Source organism: Lysinibacillus sp. RS11 (assembly GCF_042019215.1).
In the GTDB taxonomy this organism is placed as follows: Bacteria; Bacillota; Bacilli; order Bacillales_A; family Planococcaceae; genus Lysinibacillus; species Lysinibacillus xylanilyticus_A.
In genome coordinates this window covers 894,515-920,149 of sequence record NZ_CP168124.1, presented here as the reverse complement: position 1 = coordinate 920,149, position 25,635 = coordinate 894,515, and the positions used below count along the sequence as shown (strand labels likewise).

At 36.2% G+C, this 25,635-nt stretch carries 23 protein-coding genes; 6 read left to right on the top strand and 17 right to left on the bottom strand.

Annotation, left to right across the window (positions count from 1 at the left end; genetic code table 11):
* Nucleotides 1–255: 255 nt before the first annotated feature.
* The 3 genes from AB9L17_RS04485 to AB9L17_RS04475 form a co-directional block, all read right to left on the bottom strand.
* Complete coding sequence (locus AB9L17_RS04485; protein WP_068983357.1) at nucleotides 256–1,158, bottom strand: chemotaxis protein; 903 nt, start codon at nucleotides 1,156–1,158, stop codon at nucleotides 256–258.
* 68 nt (nucleotides 1,159–1,226) lie between these two features.
* Entirely contained in the window at nucleotides 1,227–2,549 is a 1,323-nt protein-coding gene (locus AB9L17_RS04480; RefSeq protein WP_375200141.1) for an MFS transporter, read from the bottom strand.
* Nucleotides 2,550–2,809: 260 nt separating this feature from the next.
* Nucleotides 2,810–3,127: a winged helix-turn-helix transcriptional regulator gene (locus tag AB9L17_RS04475; RefSeq protein ID WP_068983359.1), complete on the bottom strand. Its 318-nt coding sequence runs from the start codon at nucleotides 3,125–3,127 to the stop codon at nucleotides 2,810–2,812.
* A gap of 156 nt (nucleotides 3,128–3,283) precedes the next feature.
* Between AB9L17_RS04475 and AB9L17_RS04470 the strand changes: the two genes are divergently transcribed.
* Complete coding sequence (locus AB9L17_RS04470; protein ID WP_068983360.1) at nucleotides 3,284–3,676, top strand: DoxX family protein; 393 nt, start codon at nucleotides 3,284–3,286, stop codon at nucleotides 3,674–3,676.
* 303 nt (nucleotides 3,677–3,979) lie between these two features.
* Here the strand turns inward: AB9L17_RS04470 and AB9L17_RS04465 are convergent, their stop codons facing one another.
* The 3 genes from AB9L17_RS04465 to AB9L17_RS04455 form a co-directional block, all read right to left on the bottom strand.
* The gene (locus tag AB9L17_RS04465; protein ID WP_223552833.1) at nucleotides 3,980–4,846 is read right to left on the bottom strand and encodes an NAD(P)-dependent oxidoreductase; all 867 of its coding nucleotides are present in this window, start codon (nucleotides 4,844–4,846) and stop codon (nucleotides 3,980–3,982) included.
* Between the two features lie 493 nt (nucleotides 4,847–5,339).
* The gene (locus tag AB9L17_RS04460) at nucleotides 5,340–5,516 is read right to left on the bottom strand and encodes an aspartyl-phosphate phosphatase Spo0E family protein (protein WP_083226898.1); all 177 of its coding nucleotides are present in this window, start codon (nucleotides 5,514–5,516) and stop codon (nucleotides 5,340–5,342) included.
* Between the two features lie 92 nt (nucleotides 5,517–5,608).
* Nucleotides 5,609–5,797: a hypothetical protein gene (locus AB9L17_RS04455; RefSeq protein ID WP_068983362.1), complete on the bottom strand. Its 189-nt coding sequence runs from the start codon at nucleotides 5,795–5,797 to the stop codon at nucleotides 5,609–5,611.
* Nucleotides 5,798–5,920: 123 nt separating this feature from the next.
* Here AB9L17_RS04455 and AB9L17_RS04450 point away from each other — a divergent pair, with 123 nt between their 5' ends.
* The 3 genes from AB9L17_RS04450 (at nucleotide 5,921) to AB9L17_RS04440 (ending at nucleotide 7,555) form a co-directional block, all read left to right on the top strand.
* On the top strand, nucleotides 5,921–6,109 hold the full coding sequence (locus AB9L17_RS04450; protein ID WP_053483503.1) for a YkvS family protein: 189 nt from the start codon (nucleotides 5,921–5,923) through the stop codon (nucleotides 6,107–6,109).
* 80 nt (nucleotides 6,110–6,189) lie between these two features.
* Nucleotides 6,190–6,804 (top strand): CPBP family intramembrane glutamic endopeptidase, encoded by a 615-nt coding sequence (locus AB9L17_RS04445; protein WP_068983363.1) that lies wholly within the window; start codon nucleotides 6,190–6,192, stop codon nucleotides 6,802–6,804.
* A gap of 64 nt (nucleotides 6,805–6,868) precedes the next feature.
* A complete protein-coding gene (locus AB9L17_RS04440; RefSeq protein ID WP_375200140.1) occupies nucleotides 6,869–7,555 on the top strand; it encodes a hypothetical protein in 687 nt (228 codons plus the stop codon).
* 160 nt (nucleotides 7,556–7,715) lie between these two features.
* On the opposite strand, the gene AB9L17_RS04435 is transcribed toward AB9L17_RS04440, so the two are convergent.
* Entirely contained in the window at nucleotides 7,716–8,162 is a 447-nt protein-coding gene (locus AB9L17_RS04435) for a MarR family winged helix-turn-helix transcriptional regulator (protein WP_068983365.1), read from the bottom strand.
* A 119-nt stretch (nucleotides 8,163–8,281) separates the two neighbouring features.
* Nucleotides 8,282–9,643 (bottom strand): ATP-binding protein, encoded by a 1,362-nt coding sequence (locus AB9L17_RS04430; protein WP_375200757.1) that lies wholly within the window; start codon nucleotides 9,641–9,643, stop codon nucleotides 8,282–8,284.
* A 315-nt stretch (nucleotides 9,644–9,958) separates the two neighbouring features.
* On the opposite strand from AB9L17_RS04430, the gene AB9L17_RS04425 reads away from it, so the two are divergent.
* Nucleotides 9,959–11,698: a B12-binding domain-containing radical SAM protein gene (locus tag AB9L17_RS04425; protein ID WP_223552835.1), complete on the top strand. Its 1,740-nt coding sequence runs from the start codon at nucleotides 9,959–9,961 to the stop codon at nucleotides 11,696–11,698.
* 610 nt (nucleotides 11,699–12,308) lie between these two features.
* On the opposite strand, the gene AB9L17_RS04420 is transcribed toward AB9L17_RS04425, so the two are convergent.
* From AB9L17_RS04420 to AB9L17_RS04385, 8 genes are all read right to left on the bottom strand, one after another.
* Nucleotides 12,309–13,664 (bottom strand): TrkH family potassium uptake protein, encoded by a 1,356-nt coding sequence (locus tag AB9L17_RS04420; RefSeq protein WP_375200139.1) that lies wholly within the window; start codon nucleotides 13,662–13,664, stop codon nucleotides 12,309–12,311.
* A gap of 236 nt (nucleotides 13,665–13,900) precedes the next feature.
* The gene (locus AB9L17_RS04415) at nucleotides 13,901–14,665 is read right to left on the bottom strand and encodes a TerC family protein (protein WP_068983369.1); all 765 of its coding nucleotides are present in this window, start codon (nucleotides 14,663–14,665) and stop codon (nucleotides 13,901–13,903) included.
* 391 nt (nucleotides 14,666–15,056) lie between these two features.
* The gene (locus AB9L17_RS04410; RefSeq protein WP_375200138.1) at nucleotides 15,057–16,142 is read right to left on the bottom strand and encodes an SDR family oxidoreductase; all 1,086 of its coding nucleotides are present in this window, start codon (nucleotides 16,140–16,142) and stop codon (nucleotides 15,057–15,059) included.
* A 20-nt stretch (nucleotides 16,143–16,162) separates the two neighbouring features.
* Nucleotides 16,163–19,216 (bottom strand): efflux RND transporter permease subunit, encoded by a 3,054-nt coding sequence (locus tag AB9L17_RS04405; RefSeq protein ID WP_375200137.1) that lies wholly within the window; start codon nucleotides 19,214–19,216, stop codon nucleotides 16,163–16,165.
* Between the two features lie 58 nt (nucleotides 19,217–19,274).
* The gene (locus AB9L17_RS04400) at nucleotides 19,275–19,685 is read right to left on the bottom strand and encodes a hypothetical protein (protein ID WP_375200136.1); all 411 of its coding nucleotides are present in this window, start codon (nucleotides 19,683–19,685) and stop codon (nucleotides 19,275–19,277) included.
* 159 nt (nucleotides 19,686–19,844) lie between these two features.
* Nucleotides 19,845–21,422, bottom strand: a complete 1,578-nt coding sequence (locus AB9L17_RS04395; RefSeq protein ID WP_068983373.1) for a peptide chain release factor 3 — start codon at nucleotides 21,420–21,422, stop codon at nucleotides 19,845–19,847.
* A 247-nt stretch (nucleotides 21,423–21,669) separates the two neighbouring features.
* Nucleotides 21,670–23,136 (bottom strand): UDP-N-acetylmuramoyl-L-alanyl-D-glutamate--2,6-diaminopimelate ligase, encoded by a 1,467-nt coding sequence (locus AB9L17_RS04390; RefSeq protein WP_068983374.1) that lies wholly within the window; start codon nucleotides 23,134–23,136, stop codon nucleotides 21,670–21,672.
* A 335-nt stretch (nucleotides 23,137–23,471) separates the two neighbouring features.
* The gene (locus tag AB9L17_RS04385) at nucleotides 23,472–24,860 is read right to left on the bottom strand and encodes an aldehyde dehydrogenase (RefSeq protein WP_375200756.1); all 1,389 of its coding nucleotides are present in this window, start codon (nucleotides 24,858–24,860) and stop codon (nucleotides 23,472–23,474) included.
* 215 nt (nucleotides 24,861–25,075) lie between these two features.
* On the opposite strand from AB9L17_RS04385, the gene AB9L17_RS04380 reads away from it, so the two are divergent.
* A complete protein-coding gene (locus AB9L17_RS04380) occupies nucleotides 25,076–25,231 on the top strand; it encodes a hypothetical protein (RefSeq protein WP_223552840.1) in 156 nt (51 codons plus the stop codon).
* 165 nt (nucleotides 25,232–25,396) lie between these two features.
* Here the strand turns inward: AB9L17_RS04380 and AB9L17_RS04375 are convergent, their stop codons facing one another.
* Complete coding sequence (locus tag AB9L17_RS04375; RefSeq protein WP_223552841.1) at nucleotides 25,397–25,624, bottom strand: NAD(P)H-dependent oxidoreductase; 228 nt, start codon at nucleotides 25,622–25,624, stop codon at nucleotides 25,397–25,399.
* Between the last annotated feature and the right edge of the window lie 11 nt (nucleotides 25,625–25,635).

Sequence of the window (25,635 nt, the reverse complement as noted above, 5' to 3'; positions counted from 1 at the left end):
AGCCTCCTCAATTTGTGACACAAATGATGTAGGTACTTGGCTAGCCAGTTTTTCTGCAGGAGAGTCGGAGTATTCTTTCCATGTTAAATTATTTAGATACCCTTTATTTTACTCGTAGCACCAATATCTATACAAAAAAGTCGGACCTACAATAGGTATCCGACTTTCTTAAAATTATTAATATACTTTCAGGATACCCATTATTATTATTGTGAAGTATCTTTTCTAACTTTTCCTATTCACGAGTTCGCCTTTTTATAGGATAAGCTGGTCTACTCGTAAAATAAGTTCTGCAATTTCTGGCTTACTAATTTGATCTTCTGCACCTACTTGGTCGCCTTTATGGCGAAGATCATCGGTAATTAAGCTTGAGAAAATAATGACAGGAAGCTTTTGGAGATCTGGATGCTCCTTGATTTTACGCGTTAAATGATGCCCATCCATTTGTGGCATTTCAATGTCCGTCACGACTAATTGAATATGCTCGGATACATCGCTACCAGCTTTAGTGATCGATTCTAAGTATTCATAAGCATCACGACCGTTTTCAAAGAATTCTACATTTTCGTAACCTGCTTCATTCATTGTATCGAATAATAGCTTACGTAATAATGGTGAATCTTCAGCAATTAAAATTCGTTTTTCAGAGCGCTCACGTTTCCCAAGCTTTTTAACAGCTTCTACACTAATACCTGAATCTGGATTAATGTCTACCATAATTCTTTCGAAATCTAGCAATAAAATCATTTGCTCATTTTGCTTAATAACACCAATTACTTGTGATGTTCCTCCTTGATACATATCAGAAGGTTTTTCGATTTGATCCCATGAAATACGATGAATCTGTGTAACGTTATCGACATGGAAGACTACCCGCTGTTTATTAAACTCAGCTACAATATATTTTTGTTGAGGATTACGCTCTGTACTTTGTATGCCTAAAACTCGAAGCATATCAACTACTGGTAAAACCTCACCTCGTAATTGAATAATCCCTTCTACATGCGGGTGCGCGTGTGGAATAAATGTTACTGGAATCGGTTGAATAATTTCTTTCACTTTAATAACGTTAATCCCGAATTTATTGTTAGCTACTTCAAATTCAACAATCTCTAGCTCATTTGTGCCACTTTCTAATAATATACCTTTATGTTCCAAAGCAACCCCGCTCCTTTCTTTTCATCTTCTATTTATAATTCAATTGTATCATAGGCAATACATTTCTCCTACTTGCTATTACCATTTTTATCATGAACTTTTAGATGTATCAATAGACCAATTACCGTCATCACAATTAATGTCGATAACGCAACACGACTTGCTAGCGTTCCGTAATCCTTCATCCATAATGTAACCGTTCCATAAACTGCTGGCCCAATTATGGATGATACTTTACCCGAAAATGCAAACATGCCAAAAAATTGACCACGTTTTTCTTCAGGAGACAACTCAATAATATATGTTCTCGATGTTACCCACATGGATCCTAATGATATACCAAACATACTACCAGCAATCCAGAACATCCATTGCTCTGTAGCAAAGACAGCAAATGCCAAAGCGATAATCATTAAAAGTGCTACCATCGTAATCGCACGTTTAGCTCCGACTGCTTTTGTAATATAGCCAAACGCAATCGAGCCAATAATTGTTGATACAGTAGACACTAAATACAGAACGATAAACTGACCTGAAGTAAAGCCTACAATCGTTGTAGCATATACGGCCATCATCGCAATCGTTGTTGCAATAGCATCATTTAAAAAGAAATAAGCAATCATAAAGGTGAAAATCGCTTTATACTGCTTCATATCCTTAAAGGTTTGAATGATTTCTTTATAGCCATCTAGAAACTTAGTAGATTTGCGTTGAGCCTTAGGAATCGGATGATCTTTATTAATAAAAAATAATGGCAATGAAAATAATAAATATAAAATAGCAGTTGGAATAAAAGCTCGATGAAAATCACTGTTTCCTACATACAAATAAACAAGTAGCCCAAAGAGTGTGCCTAAATAACCAATTGCTACTCCATAACCTGAAATAAGTGGCATTTCCTCTTTTGTCCCTAAATCACCCATCATCGAATCATAGAATACTAGACTTGAATTAAAGAAAAATTTCGCAATGACAAAACTAGCGACAACTAAAAATAAACTAAGTGGGACACCTGAATAATTCGTTGACGTCTGTAGATTCGCAAAAATACCCATAAGGAAGGTAAAAACTATTGAAATAGAGGCAAACCAAACAATAAATTTCTTTTTATAGCCCGTATTATCAATCCATACACCAAAAAGTGGAGAAAAAACGACAATTAAAAAACTTGCAATGGCATTTGCATACGAGATAAAAGTGCTCGCCACCTGCTGCATGACCTCATTCTTTCCTAAAACCTCATCCATATAAAATGGGAAAAATATCGTATTAATATTTGAAGAAAATATTGTATTCGCAAAATCATAAAATGCCCACGATATAATTGGCAGTGATAAATAAAGAGCTAACTGACTTCGATGCTGTACATCTACTGCAGAACTTTTTTTCATAAAACCCTCCTCCCCATTCTCTATACTATTAAATTAATTTCTTCCTGCATTAAAATAGACCTGATGTTTAAAGAAAATTAATGTTATTTACAATATACACGCAATTCCACTTGACTAACACTTTAAAATGAACGATTCTTCTCCCCTTTTGTAAACTACAAAAGATTTATATGAATACTCATTAAATGATGACTATGGAACTTAGTGACTTTAGTCATCATAAAAAATATCCAAGCCCCCTCGCTTGGATATCCATTGTGCTATTCTTCCGTATTCACCCACACGGAAGACCATTGTTCAATTGCTTTTAGGACTGGTGCCAGTGCATGTCCTTTTTCTGTCAGCTCGTACTCAATCACGACTGGCGTTGATGGAATAACTGTACGTGCCACAATGTGCTCACTCTCTAATTCTTTTAATCTTTCCGTTAACACACGACTGCTAATCCCCAACTGATTTTTAATTGTTGAGTATCGCTGAGGACCTTCCAATAACTGATAAATAAGCAAGGTATTCCAACGATGATTTAATATTTTTAACGCCTTTTCAAATCGTGGACAAATATTTTTTTGCTCCAATTTACCTGCCTCCATAGTATTTCATTCTTATTTAACAGTATATCATTTTTTCGAAAAAACAGTTTTATAAATAAAATTTAGTTACTTGACAAAAGTTATTTTTAAAAATAAACTAAGTTACGAAATGTAAGTTAAAAACAAAAGGAGTTATTAATTATGCAAAATATTGGTTCAACTATTTTACGTGTCGTTCTTGGCTTTACCTTTGCCGTTCATGGTTTTCAAAAGTTTCAAAGTGGTATAAGCTATACAGCTGATTTTTTTAACGCTATTGGTATTCCAGGCTTTATGGCTTATATTGTTGCTATTATCGAACTAGTTGGAGGAATAGCAATTATTTTAGGCTTAGGTACAAGACTATTTGGGGCTTTATTGGCCGTGACAATGATTGTTGCCATTTTTACAGCGAAGCTTAGCGTTGGCTTTATCGGCGCAAATGGCTTAGCTGGATATGAACTAGATTTAGCTTTAGCTGCAATGGCTCTATACTTTGCACTCGCAGGGGCATCTAGCTTTTCTTTAGATGCCAAACTTTTTGCTAAAAAGTAATGCTTCGCAACTTGCTATCTTCTGTATGGTAGTGGGCAGCTAGATCAATCTCACATTGGCGTAATTGCGTCCGGAAGCTTTAGGCCAACAAATGTTTTTTGCGCGAAAGCGAAGCGTCAGCGGCAAATGTTTTTTGCGCGAAAGCGAAGCGTCAGCAGCAAATGTTTTTTGCGCGAATGTGCGGTGGGAGTCCTCTACTGAATGAAGATATATAAAAACCTGAAGTATCAATCCTTCCAAATGATACTTCAGGTCCCCTTAATTCTTTTTCAGTTTTCTGTAATGTGAAGCAACTTCTACTATTTATTTATAAGCCTTTAAAAGTGCCTGTGTACCATTTTCACCATAGCCCTCTTCAATAAGCTTTTCATACATTTCATAAGCAAGTGCTAAACCTGGTAATGTAATGCCCATTTTTGTAGATTCATCTAAAGCAATTTTCATGTCTTTTACAAAATGCTTAATATAAAAACCCGGGGCATAATCATTTTTAATCATACGGGGTGCTAAATTACTTAACGACCAAGAACCTGCTGCACCTGAAGAAATAGATTGCAATACCGTTGATAATTCAAGCCCTGCCTTTAAACCGTAAGCCAGTGACTCGCATACACCAATCATACCTGAAGCAATAACGATCTGATTACACATTTTAGCGTGCTGTCCTGCACCAGCTTCACCTTGATAAACAATATTTTCACCGAAATGATTCATGACGGGTAGGACTTTATTGAATGTAGCTCGATTGCCTCCCACCATAATTGATAATGTACCATTTTGAGCACCGATATCTCCTCCAGAAACAGGTGCATCTAACGCTTCTACTCCAAGTCTTTGGGCATGATCAGAAATTTTCTTTGCCAATGTTGGCTCTGAAGTAGTCATATCAATAACGGTATTGCCAGATTCAGCCGTTTGAAATAATCCGTTATCTCCAAAATAAACCTCCTCTACATCTGCAGGGTATCCAACCATTGTAAAGGCTATTTCCTTATTTTTAAATGCTTCTGCTGGTGAACTTGCCCAGGTTGCACCTAGTGCCATAAGTGGCTCTGCTTTCTCCTTTGTACGTGTATAAACGCTTACTTCATGACCATTTTCTAATAAATGCTTGATAATGCTAGCGCCCATAACACCTGTGCCGATAAATGCAATTCGCTCTTTTTTCATATGTAAAATACTCCTTTGTGTTATAAAGGCTATTGATTGATTCTTTGTACCATTGACAGCCGCCAGAGGCTTTAGGCCAGCACGATGCTGGTCACTTAAGCGTTTTCACAGGATGTGAAGTACTTAGCCTGAGTCCCTCTTTTCAGCGGATATTTGAAACCTGCTGAAATAGTTTAGTAACCAATCATTAGCTCTTATTTTATCTTTTAGTGTAGTTGAATAAGTGTGGTAATTCAAACTTCTCTAATTAACTTGTACTAAAAACCTTATGCGCTACATATATACGAGTAAAGCAATTCCACTTTAGCGTAATTGCGTCCGGAGGCTTTATCTTCCTTCAATAGAATGAAGATAAAAAAAAGAGCAGTTGATGGGGTATCACTGCTCTAAAGGGGGAAATGAGAATGTTGCTGTGTTCAAATTAAGTATCCCCTATAGAATACTTTTTAAACATTTATTTAAAAGTTTATACTCTGAATATCGGAACATTCTTTCAACCTCTTTGATTTTCTTCTTCTTCAAATGTCGTCTGTCTATAATAAGTATTCATTAACTGATCTAATCTGCGACTCAGTTGAATGGTTTTCGCATTTTGCAACCCGTTTTCTACACCTGAGCGAATCATCATCTCACGAGTTCGTTCCATTTGTTTCAAGAGTAGATTGACCATTCATACAACCCTCCACACACAAATAATCATACCATTATTATACATTTATATTTCATTTCTTACAGCATTAACTTACGACAATGTTCGACAAATTAACTTCTAGGAATTTCCTGATACGTGTAAATAACTCGTCCATTTTGTTTGGCCTCACCTCTAATATGTTTAAATAAAGGATGTTTTACAAGTACTTCTCGAAACTCATAAAATTGTTCCTTTTCTATTTCTATACTGCTTATTTCCCCGTTTTGTAATTGTTTAATCATATTTTCGTATTTTTCCATGTATTCTATCCCTTTCTTTTATCATTTTGTGTATTAAATTATGAATTATTCAAAAAAGGCTTTACGTTTCCCTTTTTTTCATGCAAACTGTATATTATTAGTCGATGAAGGAGCTGACTGTCTGTGAAAATAGCTGAGGTTGGAAATATTATCGAGTTTAAAGATGGCTTACAAGGTATAGTCGAAAAAGTAAATGAAAATTCGGTGATCGTTGATTTAACATATATGGAGAATTTTGATTCCCTTGAAATTGAAGAGAAAACGGTCGTCAACCATAAACGTTACAAAATTTTATATACAAATGAAGCTTAATAGTCTGAATAGTCCCTATTTGTCTTTATAGATGATATGGGACTTTTTTTTTGTTAAAATTAAAGTATGGAGGTTTAATTATGCTTACAAATTCGAAACAAACAATAATATTTCTCCTTTCTTTATTATTCGTTTATGGCATGCTAGCTTTTACCTTTGCTAACCAAGCTGTATTTTGGTACCTATATTCATTTACATTGCTTGTATGTATTGCAATTGCACTTATGGCTGGTGAAATTGAAGATCAGTTACCTACCTGGCAATTTTTACTCTTCGGCATTGGCTACGGTACAATAACATACGGTATTATACGCTTTGGCTATTGGCTTGCACCATTCATTAATGATTCTTTAGTACAAACAGTACAAAATTTCTTAAAAAACTATGGACCACACAATATTTGGCACTATATTTTACTGGTGTTCATTATAGCTATCGGTGAAGAGCTATTTTGGCGAGGCTATATTCAACAACAGTTGAAACGCTTTATGCGTCCTACTTTCGCTGTTATTGTAACAGCGGTTTTATGTGCAATCTCCATTGCACTAAGTGGTTTTATACTTGGTGTAATCGCTGCATTTATAACTGGCCTTATTTGGGGCTTTTTATATGAATGGCGTAAAAGTATGCCACTAATTATTGTAACCCATGTAGTTTTTGTACTATTATTATTTTTAGTGTTACCTTTACCATGATAACATTAAATTTTGGAAACATTTTATCTTTACCAACGTTTAATTAAGAAAAGGAGGGCTTTTCATGCAAAAAATGTTTTTTTCTCTATCCGCATTACTTCTAACAGCCGTTTTAGTCGCAGGATGTACTTCTGATAAAACAGAGGAATCTGATACTCAAAAAAATGAGCCATCAAATACACCGACTGAACAACAACCAGCAACTGAGGATAAAGCTGTAGATGAATCGCAAGAAACCCCTGCATCAAACGAAACAAATAAAGACAACACAGACACTTCAGCTAAGACAGAACAAGAAGTTAAATACAAACAAAAAGGCGAAGACAAAACTGAAAAAGCAACTGAATCTAAAAGTGTTGATCAAGGCTATAAAATGCAACAGCTACCTGGATTTACACTTTCTCCAGAAGAGCCAGGTAAAGACATGTTAGTTTCTAATGAAAATTCAGAAGTATTTATGCGTGTCGAAACAGTTGATGCATCACAATCAAGTTATGCTGATGCAAAAACATCTATGCAAGATCATATGAATGCTGTTGGTGCACCAGTAGCCTTATCTTCTGAGGAACTAGCTGCATTTAAAGATGCTAAAAACGTTGAGGGTTATGTTGTAGACTTTGATACTGAAAAAGTAGTCGGCGTTGTTTTTGAAAAAGACGGTTTAATTACAAAACTAACGATTCACGATAACGACGAACTAGATTTAACAGATGCTATGCTTAAAATGGCGTCAACTATTTCTAAAAAATAATTTTCAAAAAGACTGTAGACAAACTTGATTGCGCTACAGTCTTTTTATGTTTTTAAAAGCTTGCCTTGTGCTAATAGAAACAAAGGTGACGGATAGAACATCAAAATGGGAGGTTCTTACATTAAAAAAAGTTGCCTCAAATGCATTGAGACAACTCTTTTTAATAAGACAGATCCTTTATAGACAGCCCTAATTTTTTTAATAAAGTAATAGCTTGGTCTTTTTCTTCAAGCGACAGCACACTCATCAATTCATGTAATTGACGTTCATGTTCAGGAAATAGTTCTCCCATGAATTCTTCACCTTTATCTGTAATTTCCGCATAGGTAACACGGCGATCTGATGGGCAGGAGACACGTAATAAGTATCCTCTTTTTTCAAGCTTGTCAATGACATACGTAATAGACCCACTAGCCAGCAAAATTTTATTGCCAATTTGCTGTAATGGCTGTCTTCCTTTATGATAAAGAAGCTCTAATACAGCAAATTCAGTTGGGTTTAATCCATTCTCTTGAAAAAATTGATGTGTCGTTTCATTAATTGCTTTATGCGCACGTGACAATACAATATATAGTTTTAAAGATTGCTTTAAATCTTCTGACGTCATATCCTTTTCCTCTCATTCGCTCTCTATACAGCCATTATAGCGATTTTAGAAAAGCATTGTCAAAAGCAATATTTAATTTTGTCCAATCATGGAGATTTATGCAACCAGTATGACTCCTTTTATGTTACTAAATAAGCAGAATCTTTCGTGGATACATCCATTTTATCTATCTGGTTGAATGTGTAAATTGGGAATTGTAAGTGGAAGCATGTCCCCTTCTGTAATTCGCTATTCACACCTATTACACCCTCATGCTCTTCAATCACCTTTTTCACGAAAGCAAGGCCTAGTCCTGTCCCTGTTGATTTCGTCGTGTAAAAAGGTTGGAATAAGTTTTGAAGGGTAGTGCTATCCATGCCGGCACCTTCGTCTTTAATCATTAGTTCTACAATCGCACAGTCAATAACATTCATTTCTACTGTGATCGTTCCACCATTATTCATGGATTCCATCGCATTTTTAATAAGATTCATGAATACTTGCTTTAAGCGATTCTCATTGCCTCCAATATACACTTGGCTAGAAGGAGAGATATATTGAATCATAATATTTTTCATAAGCGCATCTGGTAGCATAAACTCAATCACTTGCTTCACAATGCTGTCTATCTCTAATAATTCCACCTTCATACTTGTAGGCTTGGACAATACTAAAAGCTCGGATAAAATTTGTTCCATCCTTTGGAGTTCACTATCGATAACAGATAAATACATGCGTGACTCTTCATCAGCTTTTAGCTTTAATAATTCGGTAAAGCCCTTTAAAGAAGTTAATGGATTACGAATCTCATGGGCAATACTCGCGGCCATTTGTCCGACAACATTTAAAGCTTGCTGATGTTCTACTTTATGTTGAAGTTGTTTCTTTTCTGTTTCATCGTTAATGACTGTGACAATAATATTGTTATATTCATCAAAAATACTCGATATTTCATAATAGCAAGTTCTGCTAACTTGAGTTTCATCAACTACATGAATGCTTGCATGTTTTTCACCCATCAGTTTAGAAAGGTATGTTGTAATTTGACCATTATTCAACGTAAATGTATCAAATATGTGTTGATGTGCCTTATGAAGTAGCTGCGATTTTTCTAGTTTTAAATACATTTCAGCATACTTATTTAGCCCAAGAATTATACCGCTAGCGTCACTTACAATAACAGCATATGGTAAGTAATCATAAGCATTGAAAAATTGTGATTTCTCTTGCTCTTGGCTAACATACAATTCATGAGCTATGTCATTATTTAACGTTGAAATTTGCGCAACAATTTCTTCTGTGTTCGGATCATAAAAACATTTGAAGGACATCATTTCGTATCCATTACTAGCTGTTTGAATATTGAAGATTTCTTCTGATCTCAAATCACTTTGTAATTGTTTGATGAACTTCGCCCAATTTAAATTTGATGGCTCGTCCATAGCTAAGTAGCCAATATATGTTGAATTAGGGTTAAAAAGTTTAATAGCAGCCTCATTCATGTTCAAAATTTTTCCTGCTTTATTAAGAATAAGTGTTGGTGACGAAGTACTTTTCATAAGATTTCCAAAACATTGATTAATATCATTTTGCTTCAACTTTCTCACCGAACCTTTCAAAAGAGTAAAAAACCTCTTAATCGAATTTTGAGCCTTTCTATACTTTATGACTGTACGATTCTATTATTACAAAATTTAGTAAATTTAAGTATTTAAAATTATTTCACGAACTGTTCACAAAATAAATAGGTAAAAAGAATTATATTGTACGACAGCTACTTGACTGTTACAATAAGAAATTGAAGGGAAGATTATTGCATGAATACTATTTTAACTACGTTAAACGCAAAGTATATTCACACAAATTTAGCTTTGCGTTATTTAAAAGGTGCTGCTTTACCAGAATTTAATCCAGTCATTGCAGAATATACTATTAAAGATCCTGCTTTTAATATTGTATCAGATTTGTTTCAAAAAAAACCTGATATTGTAGGATTTAGTTGCTACATTTGGAATATTGAAGAAACTATTCACGTTATCAAAATGTTAAAAATTGTCTGCCCAAATGTTAAAATTTTGCTCGGTGGTCCAGAAGTTTCTTACGATTCCCACCACTGGTTACGCAGAATTGAAGAGGTTGATTTCATTGTTATGGGCGAAGGAGAAACTTCCTTTAAACAATTACTACGCTATTTACATGGAGAAATTCCATTGGAGGATGTTCCAGGGATTTGCTACTTAGAGGATGGTAAAGTACGGATTCACGCACAGGCGCCAAAAATAGATTTGCGTGAGTTGCCAAGTCCATTTCGTTTTGAGGAGGACCTCCCTCATCTAAGCAAACGAATTCAATATATTGAAACAAGTCGAGGCTGTCCATTTAGCTGTCAATTTTGTTTATCTTCTATTGAAGTAGGCGTTCGTTATTTTAACCGAGAAAAAATAAAAGAAGATATTCGATTCTTAATGGACAACGGTGCACGTACTATTAAATTTGTTGACCGTACATTTAATATAAGTCGCAGCTATGCCATGGAAATGTTCCAGTTTTTAATCGATGAACATAAGCCAGGCGTTGTATTCCAATTTGAAATTACCGCAGATATTATGCGTCCTGAGGTTATCCAGTTTTTAAATGATAACGCACCAAAAGGTCTTTTCCGTTTTGAAATAGGTGTTCAGTCAACGAATGATTTAACAAATACTCTTGTACAGCGCCGTCAAAACTTTGAAAAACTAACGCGTACAGTGACGATGGTCAAAGAAGGCGGAAAGATTGATCAGCATTTAGATTTAATTGCTGGTTTACCAGAGGAAGATTATGCAAGCTTCCGTCAAACCTTTAATGATGTTTTCGCAATGCGCCCAGAGGAATTACAGCTTGGATTCCTAAAACTTCTGCGTGGTACAGGCCTTCGTCTAGAGGCTGAAAAATTCGGCTATACGTATGTGGACCAATCTCCTTACGAGATTTTCTCAAACAATGTCTTAACATTTGATGATATAGTACGCATTAAACATGCAGAGGATGTACTGGAGAAATATTGGAACGATCACCGTATGGATTATACGATTGAATACTTAGTAACTGAAGTGTTTGAAACACCATTTGATTTCTTCCAAAATTTCGGTACTTATTGGGAAACAAAAGGTTGGTCGCGTATCGGTCATCAGCTCGAGGATTTATTCCGTCGTTTATTAATGTTTTTAGAAACTGTAGAAGGTGCCGATTTAACTATCATTCAAAGCCTAATGCAACTAGATTATTTAACGGCTCAGCAGTTCCAACCACGTAAATTATGGTGGAAAGAGCGCCCTACAGAGGAGCAACAAAAAGCACTATATAATGCTTTACGTGAAAACCCTGCAATTGCAGGTGAGGAATTCGCCAGCTTCAATCTATCCGAAAAAGAGTTGTTTAAACATACGCTCATTATTCCACATCACGTTGATTACCAAAATTTCTCAAATGGCAAAATTGTACAAAAAAATGGTTATCTCTTAACTTACTTCCGTCACGGTCAAGCACCATACTTTGCATCAATCCACTCTATATAATAAGAAACGCTAGTCCATTAATAAATAGTTGGACTAGCGTTTTTTGCATTCATAAAAAATTCTTAAATTTCTTAGTAACCTTAAAATGAAACTTAACAATTACTTTTTAATGCCCTCATTTTCAAGAAAAGCCATACTTTCTTATGGTCACCAGATGTGTAAGAAGGCATTACAATTATCCTAAAAAAGTTTAGAACTAATTTCTCAGTACACTAATGTAGACATCTTGTATATAATACCCATTATTTAGTCGTTATACTCAGGAAAAAACAATTTAAAATTTTTTGACAATTGTATGACAACAGCTATTTTTTTCAATTAAGCACTCTAAGTCACTTTTTATGAATAGTTTTTCTATTAAGGTAACCTTTAAAATCCTCAGTTTCATTTATGATATTTCAATAAACTTTAGCGTCTTTCGGACTTGCAAACAAAGGAGATTTACCATTTCCGATGATTATCTGAACCCTTAGTAGAATTAGCTGTGAGAATAACAACCCCACAAAGAGTTAGATTAAAAAGAAATTACTCTATAAAAATTCATCTAACTAAAAATTACGAAGCCCAGGTACTCAATTTTGAGCCTGGGCTTTTTAAGATGTGTCAGTATTTAACCAATTATTACCCGCTCTTTAGGATAGTGATAGCTAGATTTTTTGCCTCTACCGCCACCACCGAGAGTGTACAGGAAGGAAATTAAACCGACACGACCAACAAACATTAAAATCATAATAATAATTTTACCAATTACTGATAAATCGGAAGTGATTCCTAAAGACATCCCACAGGTTCCGAATGCTGACGTAATTTCGAAAATTATTTGAATGAGTGTCGCGTTTGGCTCCGTAATGAGTAAAATAATTGTTGCGACTAATACCATAAAGAATGCCAATAAAATGACAACAAACGAGCGGAATACATCAATTAAATGTATTTCACGTCCGAATACTTGAATATCCTCTTTTCCTCGTGAAAAAGTAATTAAGAATAGAATTGCCATTGCAAACGTTGTTGTTCGTATCCCACCACCAACTGAACTTGGTGATGAACCAATAAACATTAAAAAGCTCATAAAAATATCTGTCGCTTCACTAAAAGTTGTTACATCATACGTCGTAAGTCCAGCTGATCGCGTTGAAACAGAATGGAACATCGCAGAAAACAGCGCCTCATGCCAAGGCATTCCCTTAAAGGAATGGAATGATTCGAGTAAAAAAATAACGACAGCCCCTACCACAAATAGAATGGCATATGTAGAGGTTGTTATTTTAGTAAATAAACTAAATCGAAAATTCTCATGTCGATGGAGTAAAAAAGTTTTCACTTCTATTAGTACAGGGAATCCTATAGCGCCAAGTACAATGAGCACCATCGTTACCAGTTGAACAAAGTAATCGTTATGAAACGGTAATAAACTCATCCCTGTAATATCAAAACCGCCATTTGTAGTTGCAGAAATGGAGGCAAAGACACCATGAATCAGGGCTTCTTCCCAAGTATCAAAATAATTGGTAAAGTGCAAAGTTAAGATAAACGCCCCCACTACTTCAATGCCAATTAAAATTTTCAATATTTCTCGAATTAATTGAACAACCCCTGACAAATTGTATTGGTTATGGTCAATCATTATTAATTGACGCTCGCGCATACCAATTTTTTTCCCAACAAGTAACCAAACAAAGGTACCAAGTGACATAATGCCAATTGCCCCTAGCTGTAAAATAACAAGGACCATCACGAGCCCAAATGTTGTATAACTCTCAGAAATATTGATTGTTGTTAAACCTGTTACACTAACTGCACTTACTGCAGTAAACAAGCTATCTAATAATGAAACTTCCACACCTTCTTGATGTACGCCTGGTAGCCGTAGTAACAGAAAGGAAATCGCTATAGCTATAAAATAATAAGAAACAAGTACCTGAAAAGGCGTTACAAGTCTATTTGATGATTTTTTCCAAGGCACTTTAACAACTCCTTCTCACATAATGCTAAACCCGATAGATATTAGTATAGGAAAAATACATAAAAAAAGAAAGAGGAATAGATACGACTATTCCTCATCAATTACGCCTCGGCATAATTACGTCCGGAGGCATTAGGCCAAAACGATGTTGGTCACTCAGGCGTTTTCACAGGATGTGAGGTTCTTAGCCTGAGTTCCTTTTATTTCAGCGGATGTTGTTTGCTGAAATAAGTTAATTATTTATCTTGATTTTTATGACGTACACCTACAAGATAACCTCCTAGTGCGATGGCTAATAACACAATCCAGAAAGTTAACTCCCATGCAGTAGAATGTGGGAAATCTACAGGTAAAATGCCCACTTTCTCATGTGACAAAGTTAGCACAACAAGCTTAACACCTACCCAACCTACAATTAAAAACGCAGCGGTTTCAAGTGATGGGTAGTCATTTAATATTTTTACAAACCATTGTGCCGCAAATCGCATCATAATGACTCCGATAAATCCACCAAGTAACATGACAATAAATTGACCACCGTTGATGCCGCCAACCTCAAAGTTACCTACTTCAGGTAACGTTACAGCAATGGCAACTGCAGCAAGCATAGAATCGATAGCAAATGCAATATCCGCCGCTTCCACCTTAAGAACTGTCATCCAAAAACCAGAGCCCTTTTTCTTAACCTTTTCATTAGACTCCTCTGTTGAATCCTTTTTATAATGCAAATCATATATATTTTTGGCAGACATAAATAATAAATAAGCTGCTCCCAACGCTTGGATTTGCCAATAATTTACCAATATCGTGATAACAAAGAGTGCTGCGAATCGGAATATTAACGCTCCGAATAATCCATAAAATAACGCCTTTTTTTGTTGCTCTTGTGGTAAATGCTTCACCATCACAGCCATTACAACCGCATTATCTGCTGCTAATAGCCCTTCTAATACTACAAGTACAATAAGCACCCAACCGTATTGTAAAAAAATTGATTCCATTCAAGTGCCTCCCTCTAAAGCTCTGTATACTCAAAATAGTTTTTACTATTCGAGTACAAAAGAAAAGACCTCTGCCCTTTTAAAAAGGCAAAGGTCTCGCTAAGCAAATAAATACCTGACACTTCATGATCAGTACTTCTCTCTATTACGCATAGAGTTATTCGCCTATCACACCCGATGGTAAAAACCATGTCATGACGAATGTGAATCCAGATACATCGCTCGTATCAGTTAGCTACTCCCCTTTGACAACATGTCGAAGGATTTTCTTTTGTAAACTTATTATAGCACTATCATTTAAGGCTGGCAAAGTTATCTTGCCATTAATTCGTAGTTGAACCAATCGGGTGTTTACGGGCAGTTAATGACCCGTTTTCCACTGATTGAAGTTTCACTTTATCTCAATTTGATAGGTTTTATCTTCTTTATGCATTAAGTAAAAATCAATCATCCTAGGCATAGTCTGTATAAAATCGGGACATATAATACCTCCCTTTTTCAAAATCGCAACAGCTTCTGATGTATCGAACTTCGCATTCCAAGTTAAATAATCTAAAGATTCTTGCTCAACACCTAGATTTTTCCGAATAAGTGGCACTTGTAAAGATACTCTTGCCAGTGTTAACGGTAATCGTCCCTTAGGATAGCGGTTAGTTAATAATTTTACCATCGTCCGGTATACTTCCTGCATAGGATGTGGATTTGGATCCGTTAGATGCAAAGTTTTCCATTCAGCACATTTTTCATCTACTAAATAAGTCGAGGCGTTTACAATATAATCTACTGGAACTACATTGATTTTTGATTGCGATCTGCCAATATACGGAATAAACGGGAGACATTTTAATTTATCTACCATATTTAAAAAGAAATAAGGTCCATCGAATTTAACTGTCTCACCTGTTTCAGAATGGCCTCGGACTATGCCAGGGCGAATAATTGTCAGTGGTACTTCTGCTTTTAAATCCTCTACTAGTTGCTCAGCTTCATATTTTGTTTCCTCATAATAGTTTTTAAATGCAGAAGGGCGAATTAGTTCGTTTTCACGTAAAACACCTTCGCGTGTACCCGCCACATACGCTGTACTAAAATACATATAGCGTCTTAAGTTCGGAAGTGTTCGAACAAAATCATTGACCATATTCGTACCATGCACATTTATCTTCCACGCTACATCGCGTGGTACTGCTAAATCATAAATTGCGGCTAAATGCCAAAGCACCTCAATTTGAGATACAATTTCCTGGCCAACTTGATTTTCTAGACCAAGATTCGGTAATGTAATATCTCCCTCTACGATACGAATAGAACAGTTAGGAAACTCCGCTAATATATTATCTTTTTCTATATTTGCCTTTATTAATTCACCTGTTAGAGTAATTGCGATTACTTCCTGTGATTGATTTTTTCGAAATAACTCGCGTATTAACTGACCCGAAATAAACCCTGGAAAACCTGTAAAAAAATGAACTACCATCTCTCATTCCCCCCCTGAACTTAACGCATCTTCCTAGTTTCTTTATCCATTAAGCTGTAGACAATCGGTACAATATATAATGTAAGTAAAGTTGATGTGACAAGTCCTCCAATTACTGCAATCCCCATAGGTTGATTCATCTCTGTTCCTTCTCCAATGCCAAGAGCAAGTGGTAATAAACCTAAAATTGTTGTTAGCGCAGTCATTAAAATTGGTCGAATTCGAGCCTGTGTAGCAAGTAAAATCGCATCGTACGTTGCCATTCCATCGGCTTTTTGTTGATTAATGTAATCTACAAGTACAATCCCATTATTCACGACAATTCCAACTAATATTAAAATCCCTATAATAGATGTCACACCAATTAGCGTGTTCGTAACAAACATCGCAATTACGACGCCTATAATCATTAACGGTACCGTAAACATGATAATGAATGGATATTTGAATGATTCAAATTGTGCAGCCATCACGATATATACAAGCACTATTGCTAGTACGACTGCTAAAAGCAAATCTTTAATCGCACTATCATAAAGCTCACGATCTCCACTAAAGACAACTTGAGTTTCGGATGGTAAATCAGCTTTTTCCAATGCTCGATCCACTTTAGCTGAAATACCCCCTAATGATTCCTCCGTTTCATAATCGACAAAAAATGCAACAGCTGCTGCCTGATCAGAACGTCTAATCGATACAGGTCCTTCCTTTACAGAAACCGTAGCAATATCCTCTAGGTTTACAAATAAACCAGCAGGTGAACGAAGCTGCATCGATTTTAAGGATTCGATACTATCATTAAATACTTGTCCAAAACCTGTATAGACAGGTAATACAGCACCATCCTCTGCAATTATTTGCGTAGTGAGTTGTCCCTTTGTCATTTGATTGACCGTTTGAGCAATTTGCGCGGGTACAAATCCGTAGTCCTTCGCCTTTTCTCGGTCTACTTCTACTTGTATTTCTTTTACAACGTTATCTAAATCCGTAGTTACTTTTGTGACGGAATTTACTTTTAATAGCTCCTGCTGCACTTTATCAACAGAGCTATGAAGTCGTTGCTCATCAGAATCAGTTAATCTAAACGTTAATGTATTCGGTGAAGAGCCAGTTGACGTTGAGACACCGAAGGCGATTTCAACTTGTTCGCCAAGCTCCGCACGCAAATCTCGCTCAACCTCTTCTACAAACTCGAAAATAGAACGGTCCCTATCTGCTAAAGGGACAAGCTTTACATATAGCTCTGCTTGGTTTGCATTTGTCTGTCCTCGTGACTGTGTCTGCTGTGTACCACCGATAAAACTAACATATACGTCAACATCTTTCTCCTGTTTTAAGCGTTCTTCAATTTTCGCCACAACTTTTTCTGTTTCTGATACCGCTACACCTTCTTCAAGATTCACACTAATGGATGTAAATCCTTCATCGGTTGGCGGTAAAAACTCTGTACCAATTTTCGTAAGTCCAAACAACGCAAGTCCAAAACAAACAACGGCTGAGATCAGGACAAGCATACGGTGATGCAGTACCCAAATAACCGATGATTTGTAGCTCTTGTAGAAAAGTGACTCATTACGTTTTTCATAAATATTTGTAGATTTCATTTTCAAAAAACGACTTGCAAGCATTGGCACAACTGTTAACGCAACAACTAAAGAAGCAATTAGGCTAAAAGAAATAGTTAATGCAAATTCTGTAAAGATTTGTCCTATTAAACCTTCAATAAACATGACGGGAATGAATACTGCAATAGTTGTGAGAGTGGAAGCAGTAATCGCAAGTGCCACTTCCTTTGTCCCTTCCTTAGCTGCTACTATCGGATCCTTGCCAAGACCTAAATGTCGTTCAATGTTTTCAATAACAACAATCGCATTATCAACAAGCATACCGATGCCAAGCGCTAACGCTCCTAACGTCATAATATTGAGCGAGAAATTTGCAAAAAACATTAAAACAAATGTAACAATAACTGAATATGGAATCGCAATTCCAATGATAATAGGGCTTTTCACACTACGAAGAAAGACGAATAGCACGAACATTGCGAATAACCCACCTAAAAGTAAAGAAGATCCAATATTGCTAATCGCTGAATCCACATAATTACCTTGATCCACTAACACATCCGCAACGATTCCTTCATATTCCTTTTTCGTTAATAGGTCATTTAAAACTTCTTTAAAAGCTTTTGATACTTCTGCCGTATTTGCGCCCGATTCCTGTAATACAGACATTAAAACTGCAGGATGCTCATTTGCTCTTGTTGTAGTTATGGATTTCTGCTCCACGCGCTCAACAGACGCTACTTCTCCAACCGTTAAAGCTTTACCATCTATCGGATTTACTGAAATAATTAAATCAGCAATGCTTTCTGGCGAAGTTAATGTACTAACAATACGAGTAGTTAACATCTTCCCATCAGCTGTTAACACTGGTTCACCAGGAAGAGAAACATTGTTCGATTGGATAATTTGAATAATATCCGCTTGGGTTATTCCTTTCTCAACTAGCTTCGGCTCATCTAAAGTTATTTGAACTTCTTCTATAAGCTTACCGGAAACATTTACACTTGCGACACCTGCTGTTCGACGAAGTTCTTTTTCTAAGTCTTCTGCGAGTAATCGCACGTCTACATTGTCATTTTCCGCACGTAGGGAAAGCTGTATTATAGGAAATTGCGATGGATCAAATTTTAAAAAACTAGGTTTCTCAGCATCATTTGGTAAAGGGGTCATATCGATTCGTTGTAATATATCAAGCTGAACATCTTCAATATTGGTTGCCCAATCAAACTCGAGAATAATTAAATTGGATCCTTCTTGCGAGGTAGACTGTAATTTTTTTATCCCTGGCAAGGTTGCAAGTGATGTTTCTAATGGCTTCGTTATTTTCTCATTAACCTCTGTAGGGCTTGCACCAGGATAAGAGGTAACGACGACACCTATTGGTGGACGTAAGTCTGGAATAAGCGTAATAGGTATTTTTAATAATGACACGCCACCTAAAATAATGACCAATAACATCGTAACAATTGTAAAAACAGGTCTTTTAATAGAAAAATTACTAATGTTCACTTTTTACAAGCTCCTTTTCTTTCTTGTCCTTTCTATGATAGCCGAAAAGGATAATATTTTATAAATTTGGTAAATACCATAACGTGTGGTTGATTTCCGTTCCGACTGGGCGCTTTGCCGCTGACGCTTCGCTTTCGCGCAGATAAAACATTGCCGCTGACGCTTCGCTTTCGCGCAGATAAAACATTGCCGCTGACGCTTCGCTTTCGCACAGATAAAACATTGCCGCTGACGCTTCGCTTTCGCGCAGAGCAGAGCTTCCTGGGGGCGTCCGATGAGCCGCTTTTGTTGCTGCCGCTACGTTAGCACTACGCTTTCGCACAGAAAACATCCGCTTCGCTCCAGGGTCTCGGGCCAACAGATGTTTTTTGCGCGAAAGCGTAGCGGCAGTAGCACCGATGTTGGTCACGAAGGCGTTATCACAGGATGTGATGCTCTTAGTCTTCGTTCCTCTATCGCTAATCCCCAAGGAGTCGCCCAGTCTCCACTCCAATCAACGTTTAGTGATGAGTCTATATATTTGTAAACAATCAAATTTGAATTTCCCAATACTGTATATATTCTACATATAGCGTCATTTTTCCTTGTAAAAAAACACGAATCGCAACATGTCGATTCGTGTTTTTTCTTATAAAAGGCTATATAGTTTAATGTTTTCGTTTTTATCAGCAAACCAACGCATGGCAAATTCGTTTTCAAATAAGAAAACAAGATTATCAAAACGGTCTTTAACAAGCATTGAACGCCCTGATGACATTGATTCTTTAACATCTTCTTCGTTTTCAATCCAGCGTGCAATTTTTGAACCAATTGGCTCCATCTTCACTTCAACATTGTATTCATTTTTCATACGATGCTCAAAAACCTCAAATTGTAATTGACCAACTGCTCCCAGAATAACTTCTTCTGTATGCAATGTTTTATAATATTGAATGGCGCCTTCTTGCACTAGTTGTAAAATCCCTTTATGGAATTGCTTAGATTTCATTACGTTTTTAGCAGTTACTCGAACGAATAGCTCTGGTGTGAACTGCGGCAATTTTTCAAATTGGAATGTCTTTTTACCACCTACAACTGTGTCACCAATCTGATAAGTACCTGTGTCATATAAACCAATAATATCACCAGCAACAGCTTCATCTACAGTTTCACGGTCATCAGCAAGGAATTGTGTAGATTGTGTCACTTTGAATGATTTACCTGTACGGGATAAAGTCATGTTCATACCACGCTCAAATTTACCAGATACGATACGCACAAAGGCAATACGGTCACGGTGAGCAGGATTCATATTCGCTTGAATTTTAAAGATGAAGCCTGAAAACTCATCATGCTCAACTGGATCAATAAATTGTTCATCCTCAGTAATACGAGGCTGTGGTGTTGGTGCAAATTGTAAATATGTTTCAAGGAATGTTTGCACACCAAAGTTTGTTAAAGCTGAACCGAAGAAAACAGGTGTTAATTCACCACGACGAATTTTTTCTTCAGAATACGCATTACCCGCTTCATCGAGCAACATTATGTCGTCCATCGCTTGTGAATAATAAGAAGTCACCTTCATTGGGTGCTCGATTGCAAGTTCCCCATTATCATCAATTGGCAAGAAACGTTCTTCTTCTTCAGTACGGAATTGCTCAATACGTTTATTGTAACGATCATAAATACCTAAAAACTCTTTACCCATACCGATTGGCCAGTTCATTGGGTAAGCGTTAATGCCAAGTACTTCCTCAAGCTCTTCAATCAGCTCAAGCGGCTCTTTCCCTTGACGGTCTAGTTTATTGATAAAAGTAAATATCGGAATACCACGCATTTTACAAACTTTGAACAGTTTTAAAGTTTGTGCTTCAATACCTTTTGCAGCATCGACTACCATGACAGCACTATCTACAGCCATTAATGTACGATACGTATCCTCTGAGAAATCTTGGTGACCAGGTGTGTCCAAAATATTGACACGTGATCCGTTATAATCGAATTGCATAACTGAAGAAGTTACAGAAATCCCACGTTGCTTTTCAATTTCCATCCAGTCAGAAGTTGCGAACTTACCTGTTTTTTTCCCTTTTACTGTACCGGCATCACGAATCGCACCACCAAATAGTAAAAGTTTTTCTGTAATCGTCGTTTTCCCAGCATCAGGGTGACTGATAATGGCAAAAGTTCGACGCGATAATATATCTTGTTCTAAATTTGAATTCATCTCGTCATTCTCCTTTTTTCATACTTAATAATAATAAAAGAAGACTCGCCTTTCGCACAACCTTTTTACATGAAATCTCCAAAAAAGAGGTTCTACTTAAAATAGAACCCAAAAGAAAACCCTTTAGTTATTACTAAAAGGGTTCTGAATGTCTTGAATTTATCACATTGTTGCATGTATGGCGGTCTCACATTCAAGTAGGCTCTACATACGGCACTAAGAGCAGCTTAATTGCAGATAATAGCTATTATACGAATTTTAAACGGCCCGCTTCTATTGCAATTTCCGCATCACTATGAGGATATTTTGTATTCTCAATAATTTGATAATCTTCATGACCTTTACCAGCAAAAATAATCATATCTCCTGGTTCAGCAACTTCTATCGCATGGCGTACTGCCTCAGCACGATCTCCTATACATGCATAATTTTCATGTAACATCCCTTTGGCAAGATCACCTGTTATACTATCGTAGTCTTCATAACGTGGGTCATCTGTCGTCAAAATAACGTATTCGGCAGCTGATGCCTTTTCTGCCATTGCTGGACGTTTCGATTTATCACGATTGCCACCTGTGCCAACTAGGAAAATAAGCTTGCCTTTTTTATATGGTTGAGCTGAAGAAATCGCTTTTTCAATTGCGTCAGGTGTATGTGCATAATCAACAAAAATCTGCACTGGTAAATCTGAGCAAACTTTTTCCATACGTCCCTTTACTGATGGCAATTGCTCAATTTGTTCAATGATTGTTTCCATTGAATAACCACGGCCATAAAAAGCAACCATAGCAGCAAGTACATTGTATATATTAAATTCCCCGAGTAAATTCATTTGTACATGAAATATTCCCTCTGACATTTCAACGTCAAAAGATGTCTTATAATCATGATACTCACAGTTAATAGCACGGAAATCAGCTGTTTCATTATTTAAACCATATGTCCATACTGGAAATGGTGTCATCGCCGCATAACGCTCTGACCAAGCATCATCAGCATTTAACACAACAAATTTATTCTTTTCTAAGTCTTGTCCAAGTTGAGAGAATAATAAGCCCTTCGCATGACCATATTCCTCCATCGTACCATGGAAATCTAAATGATCATGTGTAAGATTTGTAAAAATAGCTACATCATAATCTACACCAGCCAGACGTCCAAGTGATAAACCGTGCGAAGATACTTCCATAGTCATTAAACGGCAACCTTCCATTTTTGCACGGAATATCATTTGTTGTGTCGACAATGCATCACTCGTAGTATTTGCAGATTCATATAAAATACCATTTAAATTAAAGCCGATTGTTCCTGTTAGTGCTGATTTCTCGCCCATACCATGCATGATGTTTTGAATAATACCAGTTACTGATGTTTTTCCATTTGTCCCTGTTACACCAATCATGGTCATATCCTTAGATGGATAATCAAAAAACTTTGCTGCTAGCAGGCCTACTGCTCGGTCCGTATCTTTCACAATTACCTGTGCAATAGTTTCTCCTAATGGTAATTTTCGTTCAGTCACAACGATTGTTGCGCCACCTTCAACAGCTTTCTGTGCATAGTCATGACCATCCACTGTATAACCTTTTATACAAACAAACATACTATTTGGTTGCACACTTCGTGAATCAATGACAATATCACTTACTTGGTCAGGTAATACTCCAATTATTTTTTTCAAAGGTAATGCACTTAACAATTCCTCTGCATACATTTCATAGTCCTCCAATCAATCTCTACACTCATTTCATCATTTATTGTTTTTCGACAAAAATTGACAATATGAATACCCCCACATTCTATTGAATTTATTTTACTACTTATTCATCCATAAATAAAATGCCTCTTAGGACGTTTTTTCGATGAAAACGCTATCATTTTGATCTATCTTAAATATTTCACTGAAATGTACCTAATTTATCAAAAATCGGCATTTATCGACAACTGTATTTTTTAATTGAAAGCTATATATCTGAGAGAGCTTGTTTAAATGTCACTACTAAAAGTAAGGTGTCGAAGACCTTTTGTGTCCCGACACCTCATTCTTTACTATTTCATAATAGTTCGTACAAGCTTAACTTTTTGTTTATACGGAGGAAATAGAATATTCGTCTCTACCTTTGAAGATTTTTTTAATATAGATTTTGGGTGAGTAAAGTTATCAAAACTTGCCTTCCCGTGATACGCTTTTACCCCTGATGAACCAACACCGCCAAATGGTAAATGTAAATTTCCAACATGTGTAATCGTGTCATTAATACATCCTCCACCAAATGGTAATTCCTCTAAAAAGTACTGAATAGCTTTCTCATGCTCTGAGAAAAAATATGCCGCTAAAGGCTTTGGTAACTGACGAATTTGGTGAATAGCAAGTGGCAAATCATCATACATCATCACAGGTAAAATCGGACCAAATAGTTCATCCTGCATTGAAGGATTTGACCATTTCACATATTCAATAATTGTAGGCTCAATATATAAATCATCTCGATCTGTTCTACCACCAAACGTAATTGCATCACGTTCTTCCGTTATTATTTGCTGTAATCGATCAAATTGTCTTAAATTCACAATACGACCATAGTCAGGGCTTTTTAATGCATTTTTACCGTAGAAGGCACGAAGCGTTTCTTTCAATAATTTCATAAATCGGTCATAGATATCTTTATGGACAAGGACATAATCTGGTGCCACACAAGTTTGTCCAGTATTTGAGAATTTACCCCAAGCAATTCTTTTCGCCGCTACTTCTAAATTGGCTGTTTGATCGACAATTGCGGGACTTTTCCCACCAAGTTCTAAGGCAATCGGTGTTAATCGTTCTGCAGCTGCCTTTGCAACAACCTTTCCAACTGCCACACTTCCTGTGAAAAATATATAGTCAAAGGATGCATGAATAAGTGCCGTCACTTCTTCTTTTTCCCCTTCTACAACACGCACATAGGAAGGATTAAACGTTTCTTCAATTATTTTTTTAACAATTACTGCTGTATGCACAGATGTTTCGGATGGTTTTACAATAGCCGTATTGCCACCAATAATTGCACCGATTAATGGCTCCATTACGAGCTGGAATGGATAATTGAATGGGCCAATAATTAATGTCACGCCATATGGCTCTCGAACAATAAAGCTTTTCCCCATCTGAAATTGAATTGGTGTTTTTACAACTTCTGGTTTCATCCATTCTTCAACATGCTTTACCATATAAGAAATACTATCTAAAACAATACCAACTTCTGTTGCATATGCCTCAAACTCACTCTTTCGTAAATCTAAATGTAAAGCATTCAAAATTTCTTTTTCATATTTTAAAATTGATTTCTTCAGATTTATTAATTGCTCTTTTCGAAATTTTGTACTCTTAGTCGCTCGTGAAAAATAAAATTGACGCTGTTCTGTAATCATATTCTCTACGTCTTGTGGCGTAAAATTCATCATAAAGCACCCCTTTTTTTAAAATGGCATACATAGTTTTTTCATTTTGAAACAAACTATCTTTGTCTATACGATACAACATTGAAAGCAAAAATTCCTCTTTCTTATATTAGTTATGAGGTGATGAGGTGATGAGGTAATGAATGTAGCTAAGATGGTTGTGTTTTTTTGAAATTTACAACTACATATTGAAAAAGAAACGGGGGCGTAGATGAATGACAACAACAACAGGAACTTGGTGGGAATCTATTTTTTCTGGACCTTTAGCGCACGGTATTTGTGAAGAAAAATTATTGCTATTGCAAGATGAGGCTTTCTTATATCTCTCTACAACACCAGTTGAGAAAAACCAAGAACTTGATACAAATTAAAAATAGCGCATTATAGGCGGTTATTTCCTATAATGCGCTATTTTGTAGACTTAATACTTATTTCAATCTCCTACTGTGCTCGCTCTATTGTCTCATTTGCGACAACGATTCCCAACTTTAGTGATGAATCCTTTTAGTTTACTAATACATTTTGTTGTAACTGCTTTAATTCTCGTCAAGTCGATTGATCGCTTCATCCTCGACGGCAGAGCTTCCATCTTCAAGCCGAATGATTTGTTTATCCACAATATATACAGAATGCGAAACAGTGGTAGCTCCTAGTACAGCTAAAATTGGTTTCAATGCATATTCTAACGCAAGTAAATGTCCGATAGAACCTCCTACAGCAATTGGTAAGATTATCTTTCGATACAATGCTTTTTGTGGCAACAAACTAAATATGT

Excerpts from the sequence above, each read along its gene's own strand:
- AB9L17_RS04480 (WP_375200141.1), bottom strand. The coding sequence starts at position 2,549 with ATGAAAAAAAGTTCTGCAGTAGATGTACAGCATCGAAGTCAGTTAGCT.
- AB9L17_RS04470 (WP_068983360.1), top strand. The coding sequence starts at position 3,284 with ATGCAAAATATTGGTTCAACTATTTTACGTGTCGTTCTTGGCTTTACC.
- AB9L17_RS04465 (WP_223552833.1), bottom strand. The coding sequence starts at position 4,846 with ATGAAAAAAGAGCGAATTGCATTTATCGGCACAGGTGTTATGGGCGCT.
- AB9L17_RS04460 (WP_083226898.1), bottom strand. The coding sequence starts at position 5,516 with ATGGTCAATCTACTCTTGAAACAAATGGAACGAACTCGTGAGATGATG.
- AB9L17_RS04455 (WP_068983362.1), bottom strand. The coding sequence starts at position 5,797 with ATGGAAAAATACGAAAATATGATTAAACAATTACAAAACGGGGAAATA.
- AB9L17_RS04445 (WP_068983363.1), top strand. The coding sequence starts at position 6,190 with ATGCTTACAAATTCGAAACAAACAATAATATTTCTCCTTTCTTTATTA.
- AB9L17_RS04440 (WP_375200140.1), top strand. The coding sequence starts at position 6,869 with ATGCAAAAAATGTTTTTTTCTCTATCCGCATTACTTCTAACAGCCGTT.
- AB9L17_RS04435 (WP_068983365.1), bottom strand. The coding sequence starts at position 8,162 with ATGACGTCAGAAGATTTAAAGCAATCTTTAAAACTATATATTGTATTG.
- AB9L17_RS04430 (WP_375200757.1), bottom strand. The coding sequence starts at position 9,643 with ATGAATGAGGCTGCTATTAAACTTTTTAACCCTAATTCAACATATATT.
- AB9L17_RS04425 (WP_223552835.1), top strand. The coding sequence starts at position 9,959 with ATGAATACTATTTTAACTACGTTAAACGCAAAGTATATTCACACAAAT.
- AB9L17_RS04415 (WP_068983369.1), bottom strand. The coding sequence starts at position 14,665 with ATGGAATCAATTTTTTTACAATACGGTTGGGTGCTTATTGTACTTGTA.
- AB9L17_RS04410 (WP_375200138.1), bottom strand. The coding sequence starts at position 16,142 with ATGGTAGTTCATTTTTTTACAGGTTTTCCAGGGTTTATTTCGGGTCAG.
- AB9L17_RS04395 (WP_068983373.1), bottom strand. The coding sequence starts at position 21,422 with ATGAATTCAAATTTAGAACAAGATATATTATCGCGTCGAACTTTTGCC.
- AB9L17_RS04390 (WP_068983374.1), bottom strand. The coding sequence starts at position 23,136 with ATGTATGCAGAGGAATTGTTAAGTGCATTACCTTTGAAAAAAATAATT.
- AB9L17_RS04385 (WP_375200756.1), bottom strand. The coding sequence starts at position 24,860 with ATGAATTTTACGCCACAAGACGTAGAGAATATGATTACAGAACAGCGT.
- AB9L17_RS04380 (WP_223552840.1), top strand. The coding sequence starts at position 25,076 with ATGACAACAACAACAGGAACTTGGTGGGAATCTATTTTTTCTGGACCT.